Annotated in this window: 26 protein-coding genes; 22 read left to right on the top strand and 4 right to left on the bottom strand. The window is 70.1% G+C overall.

Annotated elements, in window-relative coordinates:
* Entirely contained in the window at positions 1–387 is a 387-nt protein-coding gene (locus HUT06_RS14080) for a peptidase inhibitor family I36 protein (protein WP_176196138.1), read from the top strand.
* On the opposite strand, the gene HUT06_RS14075 is transcribed toward HUT06_RS14080, so the two are convergent.
* The 3 genes from HUT06_RS14075 to HUT06_RS14065 form a co-directional block, all read right to left on the bottom strand.
* Positions 359–1210, bottom strand: a complete 852-nt coding sequence (locus HUT06_RS14075) for an AfsR/SARP family transcriptional regulator (protein ID WP_176196137.1) — start codon at positions 1208–1210, stop codon at positions 359–361. The two genes, HUT06_RS14080 and HUT06_RS14075, sit on opposite strands and share 29 nt — an antisense overlap.
* Positions 1211–1341: 131 nt before the next feature.
* Entirely contained in the window at positions 1342–2079 is a 738-nt protein-coding gene (locus HUT06_RS14070; RefSeq protein ID WP_176196136.1) for a hypothetical protein, read from the bottom strand.
* A 72-nt stretch (positions 2080–2151) separates the two neighbouring features.
* Positions 2152–4035, bottom strand: a complete 1884-nt coding sequence (locus HUT06_RS14065; protein WP_176196135.1) for a WD40 repeat domain-containing serine/threonine protein kinase — start codon at positions 4033–4035, stop codon at positions 2152–2154.
* Between the two features lie 853 nt (positions 4036–4888).
* Here HUT06_RS14065 and HUT06_RS14060 point away from each other — a divergent pair.
* Entirely contained in the window at positions 4889–6202 is a 1314-nt protein-coding gene (locus tag HUT06_RS14060) for a DnaB-like helicase C-terminal domain-containing protein (RefSeq protein WP_176196134.1), read from the top strand.
* A 181-nt stretch (positions 6203–6383) separates the two neighbouring features.
* Positions 6384–7217, top strand: a complete 834-nt coding sequence (locus tag HUT06_RS14055) for a hypothetical protein (RefSeq protein ID WP_176196133.1) — start codon at positions 6384–6386, stop codon at positions 7215–7217.
* A gap of 58 nt (positions 7218–7275) precedes the next feature.
* On the opposite strand, the gene HUT06_RS14050 is transcribed toward HUT06_RS14055, so the two are convergent.
* Positions 7276–7941 carry a GntR family transcriptional regulator gene (locus HUT06_RS14050; RefSeq protein ID WP_176196132.1) on the bottom strand — a complete coding sequence of 222 codons (666 nt, stop codon included), beginning with the start codon at positions 7939–7941 and terminating at the stop codon, positions 7276–7278.
* 168 nt (positions 7942–8109) lie between these two features.
* Here HUT06_RS14050 and HUT06_RS14045 point away from each other — a divergent pair, with 168 nt between their 5' ends.
* The 19 genes from HUT06_RS14045 (at position 8110) to HUT06_RS13960 (ending at position 21639) form a co-directional block, all read left to right on the top strand.
* On the top strand, positions 8110–8256 hold the full coding sequence (locus HUT06_RS14045; RefSeq protein WP_021593495.1) for a hypothetical protein: 147 nt from the start codon (positions 8110–8112) through the stop codon (positions 8254–8256).
* A gap of 111 nt (positions 8257–8367) precedes the next feature.
* Positions 8368–8685, top strand: coding sequence for a WhiB family transcriptional regulator (locus HUT06_RS14040; RefSeq protein WP_176196131.1), 318 nt, complete (start codon positions 8368–8370; stop codon positions 8683–8685).
* Positions 8685–9152, top strand: coding sequence for a DUF3307 domain-containing protein (locus HUT06_RS14035; protein WP_176196130.1), 468 nt, complete (start codon positions 8685–8687; stop codon positions 9150–9152). Before HUT06_RS14040 ends, HUT06_RS14035 begins: the two co-directional genes overlap by 1 nt.
* A gap of 1 nt (position 9153) precedes the next feature.
* Positions 9154–9285 (top strand): hypothetical protein, encoded by a 132-nt coding sequence (locus HUT06_RS45220; RefSeq protein ID WP_302931804.1) that lies wholly within the window; start codon positions 9154–9156, stop codon positions 9283–9285.
* The gene (locus tag HUT06_RS14030) at positions 9282–9491 is read left to right on the top strand and encodes a hypothetical protein (protein ID WP_176196129.1); all 210 of its coding nucleotides are present in this window, start codon (positions 9282–9284) and stop codon (positions 9489–9491) included. Before HUT06_RS45220 ends, HUT06_RS14030 begins: the two co-directional genes overlap by 4 nt.
* Before the next feature lie 176 nt (positions 9492–9667).
* On the top strand, positions 9668–10261 hold the full coding sequence (locus HUT06_RS14025; RefSeq protein ID WP_176196128.1) for a hypothetical protein: 594 nt from the start codon (positions 9668–9670) through the stop codon (positions 10259–10261).
* Complete coding sequence (locus tag HUT06_RS14020; protein WP_176196127.1) at positions 10258–10539, top strand: hypothetical protein; 282 nt, start codon at positions 10258–10260, stop codon at positions 10537–10539. Before HUT06_RS14025 ends, HUT06_RS14020 begins: the two co-directional genes overlap by 4 nt.
* Positions 10539–10940, top strand: a complete 402-nt coding sequence (locus tag HUT06_RS14015; protein WP_176196126.1) for an RRQRL motif-containing zinc-binding protein — start codon at positions 10539–10541, stop codon at positions 10938–10940. The genes HUT06_RS14020 and HUT06_RS14015 overlap by 1 nt, the downstream gene beginning before the upstream one ends.
* On the top strand, positions 10937–11203 hold the full coding sequence (locus HUT06_RS14010) for a hypothetical protein (RefSeq protein WP_176196125.1): 267 nt from the start codon (positions 10937–10939) through the stop codon (positions 11201–11203). Before HUT06_RS14015 ends, HUT06_RS14010 begins: the two co-directional genes overlap by 4 nt.
* Positions 11200–12477, top strand: coding sequence for a DUF2637 domain-containing protein (locus HUT06_RS14005; RefSeq protein WP_176196124.1), 1278 nt, complete (start codon positions 11200–11202; stop codon positions 12475–12477). The genes HUT06_RS14010 and HUT06_RS14005 overlap by 4 nt, the downstream gene beginning before the upstream one ends.
* Positions 12474–14720, top strand: a complete 2247-nt coding sequence (locus HUT06_RS45215) for a cell division protein FtsK (protein ID WP_176196123.1) — start codon at positions 12474–12476, stop codon at positions 14718–14720. The genes HUT06_RS14005 and HUT06_RS45215 overlap by 4 nt, the downstream gene beginning before the upstream one ends.
* Positions 14721–14879: 159 nt before the next feature.
* Positions 14880–15398, top strand: a complete 519-nt coding sequence (locus HUT06_RS13995) for a hypothetical protein (protein ID WP_176196122.1) — start codon at positions 14880–14882, stop codon at positions 15396–15398.
* Between the two features lie 14 nt (positions 15399–15412).
* Entirely contained in the window at positions 15413–15715 is a 303-nt protein-coding gene (locus HUT06_RS13990) for a hypothetical protein (RefSeq protein ID WP_176196121.1), read from the top strand.
* Positions 15716–15860: 145 nt separating this feature from the next.
* Entirely contained in the window at positions 15861–16229 is a 369-nt protein-coding gene (locus HUT06_RS13985) for a hypothetical protein (protein ID WP_176196120.1), read from the top strand.
* Entirely contained in the window at positions 16226–17335 is a 1110-nt protein-coding gene (locus HUT06_RS13980) for a DNA cytosine methyltransferase (protein WP_254715165.1), read from the top strand. The genes HUT06_RS13985 and HUT06_RS13980 overlap by 4 nt, the downstream gene beginning before the upstream one ends.
* Complete coding sequence (locus HUT06_RS13975; RefSeq protein ID WP_176196119.1) at positions 17332–18273, top strand: bifunctional DNA primase/polymerase; 942 nt, start codon at positions 17332–17334, stop codon at positions 18271–18273. The genes HUT06_RS13980 and HUT06_RS13975 overlap by 4 nt, the downstream gene beginning before the upstream one ends.
* Complete coding sequence (locus HUT06_RS13970; RefSeq protein ID WP_176196118.1) at positions 18270–19838, top strand: hypothetical protein; 1569 nt, start codon at positions 18270–18272, stop codon at positions 19836–19838. Before HUT06_RS13975 ends, HUT06_RS13970 begins: the two co-directional genes overlap by 4 nt.
* A gap of 347 nt (positions 19839–20185) precedes the next feature.
* Positions 20186–20392: a helix-turn-helix domain-containing protein gene (locus HUT06_RS13965; RefSeq protein ID WP_218826489.1), complete on the top strand. Its 207-nt coding sequence runs from the start codon at positions 20186–20188 to the stop codon at positions 20390–20392.
* A 2-nt stretch (positions 20393–20394) separates the two neighbouring features.
* Entirely contained in the window at positions 20395–21639 is a 1245-nt protein-coding gene (locus tag HUT06_RS13960; protein ID WP_176196116.1) for a site-specific integrase, read from the top strand.
* Positions 21640–21689 lie beyond the last annotated feature (50 nt).

Here is a 21689-nt window from a genome sequence, read left to right as displayed (position 1 = left end):
ATGAACAAGGTCCGCATCACCGTGGCCGGCATGGCCGTCGCAGGGCTCGCCGCCCTCCTGTCCCCCACCGCCGCTCAGGCCGACGGCACCGCCGCCTGGCAGGGCTCCTGCGCCAAGGGCGACTTCTGCGTCTGGAGCGGCAAGAACGGCACGGGCACCAAGTGCGCCTGGGACGGCGACGACCCCGACTGGCGCGGCGGCAACGTCCGGTGCAGCCCCCGGTTCCTCGTCGCCTCGTACTGGAACAACGGCTACACCGGCTCCTACAGCAAGGTGAAGGTGTACCACTTCGCCGATTACGACGGCTACTGGGGCACGATCGACGCCGGCAAGCGCGGCAGCTTCTGGGAGGGTCAGCTCATGAACTCCCACAAGTGGGCGAACTAGCCTCCCGCTGAGAAAGGGCCGTGCGCCGCCACCGCAGCGCACGGCCCCGCCGCCGCGGCACGCCGGGCGTCCCGGGCCGCACGAGCGGATCGTCCCGCAGGATGCCCAGCTGCAGCTCCCGCAGCTCGCGGCCCGGCTCCAGGCCGAGGTCGGCGGCGAGCAGCCGGCGCCCCTCCCGGTAGACGTCGAGGGCCTCGCTCGGCCGCCCCGCCCGCGCGAGCGCCGTCATCAGCAGCCCCCGCAGCCGCTCCCGGTACGGATGCTCCCCGACCGGCCCGATGAGCTCGCCGATCAGCTCCCGGTGGCGGCCGAGCAGCAGGTCCACGTGCGCGGCCTCCTCGACCGCCGCCAGCCGCAGCTCCTCCCAGCGCAGCGCGCCCGCCTCGATCCGCGGGCGGTCGAGCCCGTCGAGGACGGGCCCGCGCCACAGCGCCAGCGCCGCCCGGAAGCGCCCGGCGGCCTGCGGCAGCCGCCCCGCCGCGGCGTCCCGGCGCGCCGCCCCGATCAGCTCCTCCGCCGCCGCCGCGTCGATCGCCGCCGCGCCCGCCGGGATCCGGTACCCCGGCCGGACGGTCTCGATGACCCGCGCGCGGCCCGCGTCCCGGAACGCGCGGCGCAGCCCCGACACCGCGATCGCGATCTGCGTGCGCGCCGAGGACGGCGGCCGGTCCCCCCAGACGACGTCCACGAGCCGCTCCACCGGCACCGGCCGGTCCGCCTCGAGCAGGAGCGCGGCCAGCACCAGCCGGGCCCGCCCGCCCCCGAGATCGACCGGCTCCCCCTGCACCCCGGCCCGCAGCGGCCCCAAGATCCGAAATTCCACCCGTCGCGTCACCCTTCCGTGGCGGTTCGTCGCGGGGTGTGCGGGGTGTGCGCCCCGAACGTTAGACCCCGAACCGCCCGAAGGGTTCGGCCCGGCGCCGTTCTGAACGTTCAGAACAGCGAACGCCCAGGTCAGCAGCGCCGCGTGATCGCCGGGTCGGGCGCCTCCCCGACCCGCAGCTCGGACGCGGGGACGTATCCCCACCCGTGCAGCTCGGGCCGTCCCGTCGCCCGGTCGCCCTGCGTGTAGTACCAGACGTCGTTGCCGCCCTCGTGCGCCTGGCCGCGCGTCCAGCAGATGAACCAGCTCGGATCGGTCTCCAGCACGGCGACCTCGGTCCCGAACTCCGCCTTCTCGTACACGCCGACGCGGGGCCGGTTCGGGCACTGGAACATGTACTGCCACGTCTGCTTCGTCCGCAGGTCCTCGATGGTCCCGCTCAACCGCTGGCACCCGTCACCGGACGCACTCGCAACGGCGACCCACACAACCGCCCCCGCCACCAGAACGACCGCACCGCCGGCGGCGGCCCACCGCCCCCACCGCCGCGGCCGCGGCGCGCCCCCGGGCTCCGCGAGCGCCCGCCACTGAGCGCCCCACCGGCCGACCTCCGCCTCGACCGAGACCGCTTCCCCATATCGCAGGCACGCCTCGACGAACCGGACCGTGGCGGTCTCGGGCGGCCGGGTCAGCGGGTTCTTGCCGATCAGCGTGGAGACCGCAGCGGGCGACAGCCCGTCAACGCGCCCGCACAGGGCGCGGTACTTGGGCCGCCCGCACCATTCGTGCAGCGCACGGAGCCGGGCGGTGAACTCCGCCCAAGTGGAAGCGTCGTCGGGAGCGGGCGGGGGTCCGGACACAGCGGGCAAGGAGCACTCCTCTGGTCGAGCGGGGGCGCGCTCACTGTGACTACCCGCCCGCACCGGTGGTTCCTCATTCGGTCACCCGACCGGCCACAGGCGCACCCTCTCGTCACCGTGACCCGTCGCCAGCGTCCTGCCGTCCGGGCTGAACGCCACCGCCAGGACCCTGTCGGTCTTCTCCTTCAAGATGGTCTTCTTGGTGCTCGCATTCCAGATCCACGTCGTGCCGCCGACGTCTCCGGCGGCCAGGTGCCTCCCGTCCGGGCTGTAGGCGACCGAAGAGATGGCCTTGCCCGCGTCGTCGAAGGTGTGGGCGATCCGTCCGCGGGCCACGTCCCACACGCGCACCTCGCTCCCATGACCGGCGGCCAGGGTCTTGCCGTCCCGGCTGAACGCCACCGCCGACGCGCGACCGCCGTAGCCGGTGACGGGGCGCCGCCGCGCGACGTCCCACAACGTCAGCTTCTCGCCGCCGGCCAGCGTCCTGCCGTCCGGACTGAACGCGAGCGACCGGACGGCGTCATCGATGTCGTCGATCTCGCCGGCGGTGAGCCGAGCGGCCACGTTCCACAGCCGGATGCCCCAGGCGCCACCGGAGGCGCCGGTGCGGATGCCGGCCGCGAGAAGCCTGCCGTCCGGGCTGAACGCGAGCGAGCTGATGTCCTCCCCGGTTTTCTTGAGACTGCCCGCGACGCGCCGAGTGCCCGTGTTCAGCAGGCTCACCTTGTCGTTCCCGTCGATGACGGCGAGGAGCCCGCCGACGGGGCTGAACGCCACCGCGGACACCGAGTACGCATCGAGACTGAACGCGTCATGGCGAGGAGTCTCGGCGGCGAGGTCCCACAGCAACAGTTCGTCTTCCCCGACGGAGGCCAGGGTCTTGCCGTCCGGACTGAACGCCACCGACTCGACGGCGCCGTGGTGGCCGATCAGCTCCCGGTAGTCCGGCCGGGACGAATCGCTCCTCCGCTCCATCCAGACGAGTCCCGCGGCGGCGGCGAACGAGAAGACGCCCCACCCGAGGAGCGCACGCCGGCCCGGCAGCGGCCCCAGCACCGAAGGCCGGGCCGTGGACGGCGCGGGCACCGGCCGGGTCCCGGGTGGCGCGGCGGCGGCGCCGTCCACCCGCGGCACGGGAGCGGTCCACGCGACCTGCGGTAACGCTCGAAGACACCGCATGACGTCCTCGGCGGACGCGGGTCGGTCGGCAGGATTCTTCGCCAGCAACCCGAGCACCACCGCGTCCAGCTCGGCCGGGATCCCGGCCCTTCGCAGGGAGGGCGGCACGGGTTCGAGGGTCAGATGCCGGCGCATCATCACGGCCGGCGCCGCGCTACCGAACGGCAGCTCACCGGTCAGCAGCGCGTAGAGGGTGCAGCCGAAGGCGTACAGGTCGGTGCGCGCATCGACGGGCCCGCCCTCATACTGCTCCGGTGCCATGTAGGCGGGCGTCCCGATGACGCCCTGTGTGAGGGTCGTGTCGGCGGAGTGGGAGATCCCGAAGTCGCAGATCTTGACGCCGCCCCCGGCCAGTTCCATGAGGTTGCCCGGTTTGATGTCGCGGTGCACCACTCCGGCGCGGTGCGCGTAGGCCAGGGCGCCGGCGACCGCCGCCCCCGTGTCCACCACCCGCCCTACCGGCAGCCCCTGCGGGTTCTGGGTGAGGACCGTGCCGAGGTCGACACCCTCCAGCAACTCCATCACGAAGAACGGCGAGCCCTCATGCTCCCCGACGTCGTGGACGACGGTGATCCCCGGATGCTGCAGCCGCGCGGCGTTCTCGGCCTCCCGTCGCAGCACGCGGCTCAGCGCCGCCGTGTCCGCCTGGCCGGCCGTCAGGATCTTCACCGCGACCCGCCGCCGCAGTTCGGTGTCGTCGGCGGCCCACACCTCTCCCATACCGCCGCGGCCGAGTCTTCCGGCGATCCGGTACCTGCCGCCGAGCAACGCACCGGATTCCATCGCCCGCCCTCCCGCAGACCGCCAGCCCGATGATCACACCGCCACCGACGAACCCACAAGATGCCCCGACGGAACCTGACTCGGATCGAGCCCACTTCTGAGAAGTTCGGCACAACATGGACGATGCGGGCGGTGTCCAGGATGCGACTACGCTGACCCGCAGGCCCCCTACGGCAAGGTGGGGCGGGTGGGCGGGGGAGGACGGCGGAGCCGGGGGCTCCGGGGGTCGCCCCCCGGAAAGACAGTGCGGGCCCCGGCGAAGGTGAGCAGAACTCACCGAGCAGCCTGACCCGCCTCGGCTCCCGCGATTGGACTCGAAGCATTCCGGACAGGGTCGTACCCAGCTCGCTCCTACAACAAGCACGGCGGACGGTGTCCACCACCGTCCACACGCGTCCAGGTGATCCCTAGCTCGTTGTCACTCGGTTGGTCACTCACAAACCAACCCCTGGTCCGCGCCATCGCATGAGTGCGGGGACCAGGGGTTGGACATCCTCCGACTGTGGCTCGCTGATCTCAGCTCAGCCAGATGAACAGGTACCCATTGGCCGCGATCACGCAGACAACGGTGCAGAGCCTGGCGGTGTGCCCCCAACTCCGAAGGGCGGACCGGATCGTCTTACCGATCTCCGCTGCAGCCCACATGAATGTGTCTCCCTGGTTCTGAAGCCGGCAAGCCTTTTGCCCGCACCCCCAACCCTGACAGCCCAGCGCACGACGATTACGGAGAGAGACTAACGCTTACGGATTTGATCCGTTTCAGCACTCCGACCAGCGACGGGCCTGTAAACTTGGCATGGTTTACAAGAGTTGACGGCATCCACTCAGCAACCAAGCCATCACGGAGAGTGTTGTGGCAAAGGTGAATAGGCCCGTTCTGCCGGACGGTCCCATACGTGAATTCTTCGACGCCCTCCATCAACTCCATCTGGCCGCCGGCAGGCCGAGCATGCGAAATATACAGATCAGCATCGGCCGCGACGTGCTAAGCCATACAACTATCCACAAGGCGTTGCGCGGCCCTAAGGTCCCCTCATGGGGCGCTATTGAGCTAATAGTCGAGGTCCTCGCCGATAAGGCTAAGAAAAATCAACCGACGACGATCGAGTATTTTCGTCAACTGTGGGCTCGCGCAGAAGGCTGGAGTGTTGACGATCACGCCCAAAAAGAGAGGCAGCATCCTCCAAAAGACGCTTCGGCCCGCCCTATTTTGGATTTCCTATTGGGCGCGCTTGATGAGATCGAGGGGACTAGCGCCCCAGAAGGAACCTCACGCACTATTCTTACGGGAATCGACGGCCTTGACGATCTCACCGGCGGTCTCCGTCCCGGATCCCTAAACATTATCGCCTCAAGAGTATCTGTAGGTAAGACTGCAGTCACTTCTACGATAGGTCGCTCCCTGGCGATAGAACGAAGTATATCGACCGCCTTTTTCAGTCTAGAGGAGAGCGAGAATGAATTTCAAATGCGACTCCTGTCAGCCCAAGGAGGAGTACCGTTTAGACAGATAAGGGCTAGTCAACTGAAAGACGAAGAGTGGACTCGCCTAGCCAGAACTATGACCGACATAGCCAGTGCACCACTCTGGCTGATGCACTCCTCCACCCTAAATCTCAGACTCTTTAAGCAAGAGATCGAGAGACTGAAGTCTGAACATGATCTCAAGGTAGCAATTATTGACAGCCTTTCCCCAATGGTCGCAGCGAGCATTGAAGATGGCTCCGCACAAGATATGGCCGACGCACTTCGGCAACTCAAAAGAATAGGTTCCGAGCATCGGATCGTTATCATAGCAACAGCTCGAATTAAAGAATCTAGTGCAACTTATCCCACCGAGCCGGAACTGGCCGATCTAAAAGATGGCGACGACATTCTCAACGAAGCAGATATGGTCGCCCTCCTTCACCGGCCAGACTTGTACTACTTTGAGGATCGCCCCGGCGAGATGGATTTTCGCATCATGAAATACCGTCACGGACCCAGATATGCATTCACAGTAGCGCTTCAAGGGCATTACATGAGGATATTGAATCTGCCCCGAGGTTGGCCAAATAACATGAAAGATGCATCAGAGGAGGAAAGTGCAGCAACCAATGAAGGCAATTACGGTAGCCTGCGACATCCAGATGATTCTGAGGTTGATAAGCAAGGTAGTTCCGAGTAGTTCCGACAAGTAACCGGGTCGCAAGGGCCTAGCCAGGCTCCCCGACCACGGGGGTGGTGTCGGTCGTCCGCGCGAGAACGTGCGTATCAGCTATGGCGATACACCGCTGCTTCACCTGCGACGATGTAACGAGTGCTCTGAGGGACTGGACTGCTCTCATGTCATGCGAGAAACTCAAAGCATGGCCAAGTTGACCATGGAGTCAAGCCGATGGGCGGAACTCACTGCACTCTTGGAGGATGAGCAGAAGCTTAGGGCAAAGTACCCCAAAGTGGCCGAGTATCTGGACATGGCGGCACGGCTTGCGGGAACCGGCGACGATCAAGCCGATGCGCAGTTTGACCTACGGTTCGTCCATTACATGACCGGTGGCAGTGCTGTTAGCCCCAATCCCTACTGGGACATCGTTGAGCCGCTCGTGGCTGAGCACGAAGGCCGCCGCGTGGTGAATGGCGGCGAGAGGGGCGGAAGCGCGAAACTCGCTTTTGCTCAGATGCTCCTCCAAGCAACCTACTCGTACGCGATACCCAACCCACGAACGATCGTATGGGTGGCAGAATTTTGTATGGATCTTCCCATCGTGGAACTTGGTGCGGGACGGGGCTATTGGGCTGCACAGTTGACTCATGCAGGGCTGACTGTTGACGCCTACGACTCGAATCCGCCAGACAAGGCCGAGAATCCCTCTTTCCCTGGGACAGTAGGGCAGGCGGACGTCTGGCACCCCGTCAAGGATCTGACCGAATTCGAGATTCGTCCTGAGTCGACTGACTACGTACTATTTCTTTGCTGGCCCCCTGGCTGGGGCGACACTATGTCCTCTGAGGCGCTCAGGTCGTACGAGGCTGCCGGCGGCGAGCGACTCGTTTATATCGGGGAGCCGAGGGGCGGCAAGACGGGCAACGATGCTTTCTTTGACGCCTTGTCGGCTCGTTGGAGACTGGACTCGGTAGATCCCCACTTCGTTTCGTGGTGGACAGATAGGGACGTGGCTCAGGGCTGGGTCCGAATCTGAGATCGTGCATGACTAAGGGGGGCGCCGAACGAGTCGGCGCCCCCCTTAGTCATTGGCTCTACTTGAGGGTCATGCGGAACACGAACGCTTCGTAGCGGTCGCGAGGATATGAGATGTCCGAGAGCATGATGATCCGCTCGTCGGCCGACAGGAACCGCTGGTGAACCGTCTTGACGAGGTCGCCGGGCGTAGTCCGCAACCACTCGGCATGCGTCTCCACCGGTAGTTGGTCCGAGATCGTCTCTTCCAGGTAGGCAGCTTCCGAGATCCCGACGACGTCCCGCGGCTGGTAGGTGTCCGAGATCGAGATCGGTCGCCCGTTCTCGGTGGCTCGGGTGATGACGTGGTTGATCTCCTGCCCCGCCGGTACGCCGAGGGCCTCCGCTAGTTCGGTTGAGGCGGGGATCTGCTGGGTCTCTCGCTCTACCTGAACCTGCTGTTCGGACTCGTTCTCGAATGACTGTTCGGCGGTCTCCATCTGGCGTTCAGGAGACACGCGAACGAGGTTCGGGCGGTCGGCGACGAAGTTTCCTCGCCGGCGTACGGAGCGAACGAGGCCCTGGCTCTGGAGGAGTTCGAGGGCCTTGCGAACCACGATGTCCGAGACGCCGTGCTCTTGGGCGATCTCGGTGTAGCTCGGTAGCTGGGTGCGGGGTGTGAGTTCACCCCGGCGGATGCGTCGGGCGTACTCGCCGGCGATGCGGACGTAGGCCGGTTCTGCCACTGCGTCATCAACCCCTTGCCTTCTTCGGTGACACCTTGACCAGCGTATACGCACCATCGTATACCTAAGGCTTGTGCGTATACGAAGCTGCGTATACGCTGCACTCAGTGAGCCGCTCCGAACAGGGCGAATCACTGTCAGTGCTCAGAAGGTCATCAGGAGGTCCCAGTGTTCCCGCAGAAGTCCAGCAGCATCCCGCAGTGGCTCGCCGGCATCGCGGTCGCCATCTTCGCGATCAACAACCCGGAGAAGGCCGCTGCGCTGGTCAACCAGGTGATTCACGCGATCACGACGTTCTCGGGCTCGCTGGGCTGACCAGCGATGACCGCGACCTATCGCACGTCCGTGCGGCCCTCGGCGCCGAGCCACCAAGCACACCGCCGAGGACCGCGCTCCGAACCGATCACAACCCGCATGGAGGACCGCATGTCCATCGTTCCGTCGTCTCTGTCGCTGGTGGACCTGGTGACCGAACTAGGCGAGCGCGGCGAGTGCCGGCACGACCCGGACCTGCACATGGGACCGGACGCGTTCGAGTCCGAGCCGATCGCCGAGCGCCTCGCCCGGCAGGACGTGGCCCGCGAGGTGTGCGAGGACTGCCCGGTGTGGGACCTGTGCCTTGACTACGCGCTCCGGGTCCGCCCCGCGTTCGGCGTGTGGGCGGGCTACCTGCCCCGCGAGCTGGCCGCGCTCCGCCGCGAGGCCCGGACCCTGACCGCCGCGGACCTGGGTGAGGTGGCCTGATGTTCGGCGCCGACCCGATCGTCTTCCCGGCCGTGTTCGTCGCGCTGTACGCCGCGCACGAGGTGGGCGACCACTGGTTGCAGACGCACGGGCAGGCGTGCGGCAAGGGCGCCGCCGGCTGGTCCGGCCGGATCCTGTGCGCGCGGCACGTCGCCGTTCTGACCGCCGTCAAGGCCGCCGCCGTCACGGTGGTGGCGCTGGTGCTGGCGCTGCCGGTCAACCCCTACGCCGCCGCGGTCGCGCTGGCGGTGGACGCGGTCTCGCACTACTGGGCCGACCGGCGTTCCACGCTGCTGGCGCTGGCCGACTGGCTCGGCCGCACCCTGGTGGCCGGCAAGGGCGAGTTCGCCCGGCTCGGCGACGGCGCGACCGCGCCGACCGGTACCGGCGCCTACGCCCTCGACCAGTCATGGCACGTCGGCTGGCTGCTGGTGGCCGCGCTGCTGGCCTCGCTGGGGGTGGGCTGAGATGGCCCGGCCGCGTCTGCTGACCGTCCGCGCTCGCGAGGTGGTGCGGGACCCGCACGGCCGGTTCCACGTGCTGATCGCGCTGGTGTTCCTGGCGCTGGCCGCAGCGGTGCTGCTGGGAGGTGTCCAGTGAGGATCCGCCTGACCGGCCTGCCCGCCGAGGTCGAGACCGCCGCCGCCCGCATCGCCGGCGTGGTGACGGTGCTGGAGACCTCCCGGCCCTACCCGCGCCGCGGGAACTCGGCGCTGGTCTCCCTGTACCTCGACGTCACCCTCAACGCGCCCGCCGAGGGCGCCCCGCCCGCCTCGACCGATCCGACCGGCGACGCCCGCCGGTGATGACCGTGCCCCGGAACGCCCGCACTGACAGGCACCGACGTTCCGGGGTCCTCCTCAAGGAAGGAAGTTCCAACGATGGCTGACAAGCCGACCTCCGGCAAGTCCTCGACGTGGCCGCACGGTGAGCCCAAGTCCGTCCGGGACGCCTACGACGCCGCCCAGTCCGGCAAGAAGAAGTGAGCGCCGCCATGCTGTTCACCTTCGACGACGCCGACGACCGCGCCAGCGCCTCCGACGGCGTGTCCCGGTACGGGGTGTACCTGCGCCGCTACCCCCGCCTGTTCGCGTCCTGGGACGGTGACGGCGCGGTGACCGGTGACCCGGTCGAGTTCGCCGCCGCCGCGTGGCAGGTCGCCACGTCCCCGGTCATGGCGCCGCCCTACTTGGGCTGGACGGCCGAACGCCTCCAGTCGGTGACCCTGACCGGCAGCGAGCACGCCCTCGCGCTCATCGCCCGCGTGCAGGTCGCCGTCCCCCGCCCGGCCGCGCTCGCCGACGTGGCCGGGTTCGCCGAGTGGGACCGCGGCGACTGGTGGAACCGCGGCTACCACGTCCCCGACGACGCCGCCCTGTCGCGGCGGCCGGCGATGCTGTCCAGCACGCTGCTGGTGCTCCACATCGCCGCCGCCGACCTGCACGCGCCGGCGGACGCCCCCGACCGGCTGACCGCCCGCGACGCCAAGGCGTCGGTGAAGTGGCTGGCGACGCTGCTGGACGCCCGTGTGTCGCCGGTGCTGGCCGCCCTCGACTCCGCGGGGGTGGCCCGGTGATCGCCGTCCTGGTTCTGCTGGCTGTGCTGGGCGCCGGGGTGTGCTGGGTGTGCGCTTCCCCGGTCCGGCTCGCCGTCGCCGGCGGGGTGCTGCTGGTGACGCACCCGGCGCCGACGCTGGCCCTCACCGTGCTGGCCGTCGCCGTGGTCACGGCTGCCGCCGGTGTGCTGGTCTACCGGTCGCTGCGCGGTGGGGGCTGGCACCTGGTCACGGTGTGCCGTCCCGCGCTGGCGCCGGTGGTGGCGCCGGTTCTGGTTCCGGCGGGGGGTGTGGCGTGATGGCCCGCCGCCGTAGCTCCGCGCGGTTCTTCGACCCGACCGGCGCCCGCCACGGGGTGCCCACGTGGCCGTGGCGGATGGCGCCGCCGCACCTGCGCACCCGCCGCCAGCTGGCCGCCGAGGGGCTGCGGCCCGGTGGTCAGGAGATCGCCGGTCAGGTGCTGTGGAACTCCCGCCGCGGTGGTGGCGGGGTGCGCGCCGCCTACCTGTACGACGTCCGCTTCGCGCTGCCCAAGCGCGTCCCGTCCGAGCGGCAGCGCGCGGCCCTGGGCAAGGCGCTGGCCGCGCGCCGGCACTGCCCGACCTGCGGACGCGACGCCGGATACGTGCTGCCGCGCCACCTCGGTGAGTGCCTGGACTGCGCCGACGGCGTCACCGGAACGGAGGTGTGCGCGGCATGAACGCCACCACTCCCGCCCCGGTGCCCACGGCAGCCGTGCCGCGCCGGTTGCGTGCTGCCGCGGTCAAGCGGTGCCCGTCCTGCCGCACGCCGCTGGACGGCGGCCCGGTCCGCTACCGCTGCGAGGCGTGCGCCCGGTCGGTGATGGCCGCCGACCTCGACACCGAATACCACCCCGCCGCCGACCGCCCCGCCGACCGTTGCGCCGAGCCGCTCGGCGCGAACCCGGTTCGCACCGCCCCCGAAGGGAGGCACCCGAGGTGACCACGCTCAACCACCACCTGCCCGCGGCCCTCGGCACGCCCGCCAGCACTGCCGCGCCCGCCCGGCCCGCCACGCACCCGGCCGGCGCCGAGGACGCGCCGCGCGGCACGTCGGGTCCGGCCGGACACGACGCCTCGCACGTCTCGGCGAGGGGCCGCGCGTTGACCAGTAGCGAGTTCACCGCGGTCGCCACAGTGGCGGCGCTGGTGGCCGTGCTGGGCCTGCTGGGGTTCGTCAACAGCTTCGCCGCCGTGGCGGAGGCGTCCCGGCCGTCGTTCGGGCGGCTGGCCTGGACGGTGCCGCTCGGCATCGACCTGGGCATTGCGATCTTCGCCGCCCTCGACATCGTCCTTGCCCGCCTCGACATGCGGATTCGGTGGCTGCGGTTCATCCCGTGGGGACTGACCGCCGCGACCGTCTACCTCAACATCGCCGGTGAACACGGCGTGTTCGGCAAGGTCGCACACGCCGTCCTGCCCGCGCTGTGGGTCATCGCCGTCGAGATCGCCGCGCACGTGATCCGGATCCGCGCCGGCATCGCCAACGGCACCCGCATGGACGGGATCCGCACCTCCCGGTGGATCCTGGCGCCCTGGCCCACGCTGAAGCTGTGGCGCCGCATGGTGCTGTGGGAGATCCGCTCCTACCCCGACGCCCTCAACCGCGAACGCGCCCGCGTCCTCGCCCTGACCGATCTACAGGACACCTACGGCCGGTGGGCGTGGCGCCGCCACGCGCCCCGCCGGGTGCGCGCCCTGTACCGGCTCGGTGAACTCCCCACCACCCTGCCCGCCCAGGCCGCGCCCGGCGAGGCGTCCTCCGACCCGTCCGGCGGACGGCCGATGGACGGTCCCGCTCTCGCTCCCGTGGACCGTCCGGCACTGGACGCCGGACCGTCCCGCGCGCCGTCCCGGACCGCTCGGCGGACCGCCGCCGCCCGGTCCGGTGGACGCGGTCAAGGACGGTCCGCCGCCCGGTCCCGGACCGGTAGGGCCGCCGCGTCGGTCCCGGACGTGGACGAGTTGATGCCGACCGGCCGCCGGATCGCCGCCGAGCTGGCCGCCGCCGGTGAACCGCTGACCCGCAACACGCTGGCCGCGCGGCTGCGCGAGGCCGGACACACCGCCGGTAACGCCCGCGTCGGCGCGCTGCTGGCCCGACTGAAGACCGAACCCGCCAACCCGCCGTCCGCCGACCCGACCGCCGATCCGTCCGCCACTGTGCGCGCCGAGGACGACGCGCCGTCCGCCGCCGAGGGAGACACCCGGTCATGAGCTACAGCAAGTCCATGGGCGAGGTCGTACACCTGCCCGTCCGCACCAGCACCGCACCCGCCGACACCTCGGCCGACACCGCAGCCGATCCGCTGGCCGATGCCGAGTCGGCGCCCGCGCTGGACGCCCCGGCCGGCGCGCCGGACGGCGCCGAGAGGATTGAGGACGCCGCCGCGGCGGTGGTGGACATCGACACCTCCTTTGAGGTCCAACTCGACCCCGGCGCCGACCCCGACGCCGAGGGCGAACCGGTCGATGACGGGATCGGGTACCTGCTGGACGACCCCGAGGGCGACGCCTACCCGGTCATCCCCGAGCACCTGCGCAGCCTGGCCGGTGTCGGCGAGGCGATCGCCCGGCACGCGCGCCGGATGGGGCACCGGATCGCCTTCCACACGGTCCGCGCGCCCGGCTACGCCGTCCGGGCGGGGGTGTGGTCGGTGGTGGGGCTGTGGCGGCTGATCGACCGGCAGCTCAAATGGTGGTGGGTGTCGGAGAACGACTACCTGCGGTCCCTGGCGATCGCCCAGGGCGATTCGCGGGAGTGGTACAAGCTGCACCGCGAGGTGAAGGAGACCCGCCGCACCCGCGGGACGATTTTGGCCGGTCAGGCGGTCGGTGTACTCGCTGCGGGGCTGGTGCTGGTGGAGGTGGCGCCGTGGTGGGGGTGGGCTGCCGTCGCCGCGGTGGGGGTGCCGTGGCTGGCGCACCTGGGCCGCCCCGAGGACCGGCCGATCATCGTCCCGGCGACGACCGTGCCGCGGTTCCGGCTGCTCAACCACGATGTGGTGCTGCGCGCCTACTACGCCGCCGGGCTGGGCCACCCCGAAAAGCCGGGCCAGCAGGTCACCTTTGAGACCACCATGTCCCGCACCCCGCAGGGCGAGGGGTCGCAGGTCAAGGTGGTGCTGCCGCACGGCACCGGGTTCGGGGACGTGGTCAAGGCCAAGGACGACCTGGCGTCCGGGCTGGACGTCGCCCCGTCGCAGGTCTATCTGTCCCATGACCCGACCAGCCACCGCCGCCACACACTGACGGTGATGGACCGCGACCCGCTCGCCGTCCCGGCCGGCAAGACCCCGCTGCTGGACTGCAAGCCGCGCAACATCTGGCGCCCGGCGCCGTTCGGGCTGGACGAGCACAGCCGCAAGGTCACCGTGGGCCTGCTGTGGAACTCGCTGCTGATCGGCGCGCAGCCCCGCAAGGGCAAGACGTTCGCCGCGCGGCTGCTGGCCCTGTACGCCGCCCTGGACCCGGCGGTTCGCCTCAGCGTGGTGGACGGCAAGAACTCCCCGGACTGGAACAAGTTCGCGCTGGTGGCCTACCACTTCATCCGCGGCACCGTGCCCAACCGCGCCGGTGACCCCGTCCGCCAGCTCATCGACGCGCTCGCCGAGATCAAGCGGCACATCATCGACACCAACGACTTCCTGTCCACCCTGCCGCCCGAGGAATGCCCCGAGGGCAAGCTCACCGAGGAACTGTGCCGCCGCTACCCCAAGCGGCTGTTCATCTGGATGCTGGTCGTGGAGGAGTTCCAGAACTACTTCGAGCTTCCCGACCAGGACGACAACAAGCAGGTCGCCGAGTTGCTGTCGTTCATCCTGGCGGTGGGCCCGTCCTCCGGGGTGATCCTGCTGTCGTCCTCGCAGAAGCCGTCCGGGGTCGGCGCCGGCGACGTGCAACGGCTGTTCAACCGGTACCGCGACAACCACGCCGTGCGGTTCGCGCTGCGGTGCGGCAACCGCAACGTCTCCGACGCCATCCTGGGCGGCGACGCCTACTCCGAGGGCTTCGACGCCTCCGCGCTCCCGGTCGGCAAGCAGTACCTCGGTGTCGGGTACCTGTACGGCGCCGCCGACGAAACCCCCACCGTCCGCACCCACCTGGCCGACCACGGCGACGCCGAGAAGATCCTGACCGCCGCCCGCACCTACCGCGAGCGCGCCGGAACCCTGACCGGCTACGCCGCCGGCGAGGACACCGGCACCCCCGACCGCGACGTCCTCGCCGACGTGCTCGCGGTGTTCGGCGCCGACCCCGGCCTGCACTGGACCGAACTCGCCGACCGCCTCGCCGACCAGTTCCCCGACCGGTGGGCCGACGCCACCCCCGACGCCGTCTCCGCGCAATGCCGCGACCTCGGCGTGCCGAGCGTGAACGTCAAGCGCGCCGGCGTCACCGTCCGCGGCTGCCGCAAGAACGCCGTGCAGGCCGCCGCCGACGCCACCGCCACCGGCTGACCCGAGCCGCTCCGGCTCCGCTACCCGGTAGCGGCGCCGCTACCGCACCGACCTGCACAAACACCCGCGGCCGCTACCCGCCGCTACCCGCACACCCGCCCTGACCTGCGCGGTAACGGGTAGCGGCACCCGGCCCCACACCCACCAGACGAGGACCCCATGGCCCTGAAGATCCAGGTACTCAAGCGCCAGCGCGGCAAGACCCGCATCAAGCCCCGCGTCACGGCGACGTGCCGCTCCTGCGGCAAGCCCCGCGGCCTCAACCACCCGTGCAAGATCGCCACCGACTTCAAGAAGCGCAAGGCCGCCGCCGCCCGCCGCGCCGCCGCCGACCGCAAGCGCCAGCAGGCCGCCCGCCGCAAGGCCGCCGCCGCGGCCCGCCGCCAGAACACCCCCAACCGACCCGGCGCGCCGTCCAAGCCCGCCGGGACGCCCACCGCCGCCAAGCCCGGCGCGGGCAAGACCGGCGCCGCGCACGACTACCACACCTGCACCGACAACGACTGCCGCCGGTTCGCGTGCATCGCCTGGAAAGAGGCGTTCGCCGAGGGCGCCATCGAGGGCTACCGCGACGGCAGCCGGGACGGCTACCGGGAGGGCTCCAGCGACGGGTACCGGCGCGGCTGGAACGTCGGCTACGACGCCGGACTAGCCGCCTGCCCCCGACCGCACCAGTAAGGAGACACCCCGCCATGGCAACCCTGATCCTGCTCGGCATGGCCGCGGCCCTGGTATGGGCGGTCAGCGTCTACACCTACCCGTTCCGCCCCTGCCGCCGCTGCCAGGGAACCGGCCGCAAACCCGGCAGCACCCGCCGCCGGTTCGGCCCCTGCAACCGCTGCGGAGGCACCGGCCGCACCCAGCGCACCGGATCCCGCACCGCCCACCGCACCGTGCTGTCCGTCCGCTCCGAACTCGCCAAAGAACGCCAGCGCAAACGCGACCGCAACGCCACCGACCGCGCCACCCACCCCCGACGCCTCGAAGACCGCTAGCCAGCCCGCCGACCACCGGAGGAGGACGTCAAGCGGCCCCCGGCGCCAAGCCACCAAGCACACCGCCGAGGGCCGCACCCCAACCGATCACAGAGCCCGAACCGGCCCGAAGACCCGCCGAGCCCCTGGAAGAGGCACACCCATCATGACACTGCCAACCCCGACCCCGCCCGAACTCCCGCCCGCCGACCAATGGCCCATCCTCACCGGCCCCGACTGCCCCAACTGCGACGTTCCCGACGACGTCACCTGGCAGGGCGCGGCGACCGACCTGGACTACGGCGGCGCCCCGGTCCACCTGTGGCAGTGCGGCGGCTGCTGCGCCGAGTGGGCCATCCCCGCCCACCACTGGGCCGTCCTCGACGGTCCCGACTGCCCGTACTGCCGCACCGAGGTCACCTGCTGGGCCGCGCTGGCCCCCGACGCCCTCGGCGACTTGTGGACGTGCGAGCACGGCCACGAGTTCGTGCTCACGCCCGAGGGCCGGATCATCCTGCCCGAGGACGCCGCGTGACCGGCTCCGCCCCGTTGTCGTTGGGGTCGATGTGCACCGGATACGGCGGGCTGGACCTAGCCGTATCCGCCGTCCTGGACGTCGAAACCGCATGGGTCGCCGACCCCGACCCGGGCGCCGCCGCGATCCTGGCCCACCACTGGCCTGACGTGCCCAACCTTGGCGACATCACCGCCGTGGACTGGACGACCGTGCCGCCCGTCGATGTGGTGGCCGCCGGGTTCCCCTGCACGGACCTCTCCCTCGCCGGCGCCGGCGCCGGGATCACGGAAGGAACCCAAAGTGGCCTCTGGCTCGTCATCGCCGCCGCCCTCGGTGTACTTCGACCCCGGCTTGTCGTGCTGGAGAACGTGCGCGCCATCGTTGCTCGACGACCGGGGCTCGATCGTGTCCTCTCCGACCTTGCCCGCCTCGGGTTCGATGCGGAATGGACGTGTGTCCGAGCATCGGACGCCGGCGCGGCGCACCAGCGGTGGCGGTGGTACCTGCTGGCCTGGCCTGCCGACGCCGACCGCCCGCGACTGGAAGGGCCAAGGCTACGAGGGACAACTCCCGAACGCCGTCGCACTGCTGCCGACCCCGCGCGCGACCGATGGCACCAAGGGCGGCCCGAACCAACGCGGGTCATCGGGCGACCTGATGTTGCCCTCGGCGGTGCTGCTGCTGCCCGCACCGACCGCCACGGACGCCAAGTCCTCCAGCGGGACCAATCCGGCATGGGGACACGGGACCACGCTGACCGATGCGGCCCGGCGCTCGACTGGGGCGCCTACGCCCCCGCCATCGACCGGTGGGCCCGCATCCTCGGGCGGCCCGCGCCAGCTCCAACTGAGCCTGGACGCGACGGACGCCCCCGCCTGAGCCCTCCGTTCGTCGAGTGGCTCATGGGCCTGCCCGCCGGATGGGTCACCGACCCCGCCATCTGGACCGCGCTCGCCGAGACCAGCGGCAAACGCCGGGCCCGCTTCACCCCCACCAGCGCGCGCAACGCCCAACTCAAAGCCCTGGGCAACGGCGTCGTCTGGCAGCAGGGCGCCGCCGCCCTCGCCGGACTGCTCGACCGCCTCGCCGCCGACCGCCCGCTGTCCGAGGGGAGTGCGGCATGACCGCCCCCACCCGGCCACCCGCGCCCGCACCGCCCCGGCCCGATGCCGCCGCGCTGGCCCGCTACGCGCTGGCCGCCGCCGCCCGCGGCTGGCACGTGTTCCCCCTCGCCCCCGGCGACAAGGAACCGCCCCACGGGGTGCGGTGGACGCGCACCGCCACCACCGACCCCGACGTGATCCGGCGGATATGGGCCCGCCGCCCCTACAACATCGGCATAGCGTGCGGCCCGTCCCGGCTGCTGGTGATCGACCTGGACATGCCCAAGCCCGGCGAGCACCCGCCGGCCCGGTGGGCGCTGCCCGGCGTCAACGACGGCGCCGACGTGTTCGCGCTGGTCTGCGAACAGGCCGGCGAGGCGATGCCGCTGGAGACCTTCCAAGTCCGCACCCGGCGCGGCGGGTTCCACCTGTACTTCACCGCCCCCACCGGCGTCCGGCTCACCAACACCGGAGGCGAGCACGGCAACGGGCTGGGCTGGAAAATCGACACCCGCGGCGACGGCGGATACGTCGTCGGACCCGGCAGTTTCGTCGACCTGCCGGACGGGACCGGCACCTACGCCCCGTTCCACACCCCGCCGCCGGCGCCGCTGCCGGGATGGCTGGCCGAACGGCTCCGCCCGGCGCCGCTGCCGCCGCAACGCCCGATCACCGTCGCGCTGGCCACCGGGCACCGCGGCGCCTACCTGGGCAAGGCGGTCACCGCCAGCCTCGACGCCATCGCCGCCGCGCCCGAGGGGCGCCGCAACGCCACCCTCTACGGCGCCGCCGTCGCCCTAGGCCAACTGGTGGCCGGCGGCGCCCTGGACCCCGACGACACCGAGCAACTGCTGACCGCTGCCGCCGTACGCGCCGGACTGGCTGAGATGCCCGCCCGCCGAACCATCCGGTCCGGGTTCCGCGCCGGCACCCAACGCCCCAGGAGCGTCCCCGCATGACCACCAAACCCCACCTGCAAGTGGGATCCGGCCCCGAAACCATCCGCGTCCTCAAAACCGAACTCGCCAACGGCACCCTGCCCGACACCTACGTCTCCGCCGGATCCCTGGTCCACATGGAGACGGTGTCGGGCGGGCAGACGTCCCCGGCCGCCGACGAAGACTCACCGCTTCCCGTGACCGCTAGCCCGGTCACCCCCGCCACCCTCGCCGGGCTGCTGGCCGAACACGCCTACGTCTACCGGATCCGGTCCCGCCGCACCGGCAACGGCGCCACCGAGACCTACGAAGAAGAGATCACCCCGCCCCGCGACATCCTGTCCTCAGTGCTGGCCGGCAAGACCTGGCCCGGCCTCGCCCCGCTGCGCGGCGTCATCGGCGCGCCGGTGCTCCGCCGTGACGGCACCCTGCTGCAACGCCCCGGATACGACCCCGCCACCGGCCTCTACCTGGCCTCCAAAGTCGCGCTGCCGCCCGTCCCCGACCAGCCCACCGCCGAACAGGTCGAGCGCGCACGAGACTTCGTGCTGAACCGGTTCCTGCGCGACTTCCCGTGGGCCAGTCCCGCCGACCGGGCGAACTATGTGGCGCTGCTGGTCACCCCGATCCTGCGGCACTTCACCCGGTCCCTGACCCCGTTCGCGCTGATCGACGCGACCATGCCCGCGTCCGGCAAATCGATCCTGACCGGCGGCCCCGGAATGCTCTACGGGCAGCGCGTCATGCCCTGGGCCTACACCGAGGAAGAACTCCGCAAATCCATCACCGCCGTCCTGGCGGAACAGGTCGGCGTCGTGGTGTGGGACAACCTCGCCGAGGGCACCGTCATCGACTCCGCCACCCTCGCACTCCTGGTCACCGCCGGCGTGTGGTCCGACCGCCAACTCGGTGCGTCCCGCAACATCGCCACCGTCAACGACCGGCTCTGGATGGCCACCGGCAACAACCTGCAAGTCGGCGGGGACATGGCCTCCCGCACCGTCCGCGTGCACCTGGACCCCAACATGCCCCGCCCCGAGCAACGCGACCAATCCCGGTTCGGGATCCCCCACCTTGACCAGTGGATCACCGACCCGCGCAACCAGCTCACCGTTTTGTGGCACCTGCTGGTGATGGTGCTGGACTGGACGCGCAACGGAGCGCCGCGCGCCGACACGGTCTCGATGCGCCAATTCACCCCGTGGGCGCAAGCCCTCGGCGGGTTCCTGGCCCACCACGGCATAGACGGGTTCCTGGCCAACGCCGCGCAAGTACGTGACATCGACGAGGACGAAACCCGCTGGCGCGCGTTCCTGGCCTGCTGGCACCACCTGCACGGCTCCGAACCGATGACCGCCGCCGAACTACGCCGCTCCGGCGAACCCGACCGCATCGGCCTGGACGAACACGACCGGTGGGAAGGCCAGTTCATCACCACCCACACCGGCCGCCTGCCCAACGCCCTGTCCCTGGGACGCCTGCTCACCGGACAGACCGGACGCTGGCGCGGCGACTACGTCATCCGCTCCGCCAAGCACGAACGGGGCAACCGCAACGTCTTCTGGGTCGAACACCATGAACAGTGACCCGACCCGAAACCCGCTGAAACATCTCGGCATCTCGGCATCTCGGCAAACCCGCCGCCTACCTGCCCTGACCCCTGCCGAGATACAGCACCCCCGCAAACGTCCATCTCGGCATCTCGGCACCCGTTGCCGAGATAACCCCCCGGTTGCCGAGATGGACCGAACCCGCTCACCGCCATCTCGGCACCCATCACCCCAGCTCACCGGCAACTCTGCCGAGATGCCGAGATGCCGAGATGTTTCAGCCCCTCCCACACAGCAGCACACCGGACCGGCGCCCAAGCCACCACGCACACCGCCAGTCCCAGCCGACAGCCGATCACAGCCGCTCGAAAGGCATCCCTGTGGTGACCAGCACTGAGCAGATTCTCGACAAGCCGTTGTACCGGATTCCGGAGGTGGCGCGTCTCCTCTCGCAGAGCCGCGCCAAGGTCTACGAACTCATCCGTTCCGGGCGTCTCCGCACCGTCAAGGAAGGCGGCGTCCGACTCGTGACCGCCCACGCCATCGGCGAATACGTCGCGCTCCTGGAGCGCGAGGCGAAGGCGGCCTAGGCATGAGCGAGGACACGATCAACACGTCAGAGGACGACAAGGGCCGAAAGAAGCGGCCAGCGCAGGGCAAGCGACGTAGCCGCGGTGACGGCGGGCTCTATTGGAGCGAGGACCGGCAACGGTGGATCGCCGAGGTCACCGTGGGCTACACGCCGGCCGGTAGGCGCATCGTCCGCAAGGCCAGCGACAGGACCAAGACGGGTGCGCTGGCGAAGCTCAAGCGGAAGATGCGCGACTACGAAGACGGCTTGCCGGCGGAGGACGGGAGTTACACCGTCGCCCGAGCCGTCGAAGACTGGCTCAAGTACGGGCTCGGCAACCGCGACGCGAACACCGTCAAGAACCGGCGCAGCCTCGCCGAGAACCACGTCATCCCCGACCTCGGCGCGCGGAAGCTCGCCGAACTGTCCGCCGATGACGTTGACCGGTGGCTCGCCGAGAAGTCGAAGAAGCTCAGCACGAAGACACTCCGAGAGATCCGCTCCGTTCTCAAACGGGCGGTTGCCCGCGCACAGGCGCGCGACAAGGTCAAGCGGAACGTTGTGCTGCTCTGTGAGGTCCCGACAGGCCAGCCGGGACGCCCGTCCAAGGCGTTGACGTTCGAGCAAGCCGACGCGCTTCTGAGTGCTGCCGAGGACGGTTCCGCGATGGGCGCGTACATCGTGCTGTCGCTTCTCACCGGCGCACGCACGGAGGAGTTGCGGGAACTGGCGTGGTCGCACGTTGTCACGTACGTCCCGGACCGCAAGGGATGGGTGTCCGTCGAAGAAGCGGGATGGCAGGGCGAGGAGTTCGCCGTCTACGTGTGGCGCTCCGTCCGGCGGGGCGGCGACACCAAGACCTCGAAGTCCCGGCGCACGCTCAAACTCCCTCGGCGCTGCGTGGTGGCCCTCGCCGCGCTCTGGGACAACCAGGCCGCGGCCCGCGCCATCGGCAAGGGCGCCGGTCTGGTGTTCCCTGACGAGAACGGAGACAAGCGCGGCCCGATGAACGTCCTCCGGGCGTTCCGCCGGGTGGCCAGCCGTGCCGGCCTCAACGGCGCCGAGTGGACGCCCCGGGAGTTGCGACACAGCTTCGTGTCTCTGCTGTCCGACAGCGGGATGCCGTTGGAGCAGATCGCCCGGCTTGTGGGCCATAGCGGGACCAACGTGACGGAGACGATCTACCGCCACCAGATCCGGCCGGTGATCGAGGACGGCGCGACCGCGATGGACCAGCTCTTCCCAGGGAGCCACGGGGAACCGTAGTCACGCAGTTGGTCACTCAGAGACGAACAGAGCCCCTGTCCGCGCACGGA

Origin of the sequence: Actinomadura sp. NAK00032, assembly GCF_013364275.1 — a bacterium.
Classification (GTDB): Bacteria; Actinomycetota; Actinomycetes; order Streptosporangiales; family Streptosporangiaceae; genus Spirillospora.
This window is presented reverse-complemented; position numbering and strand designations above follow the sequence as displayed.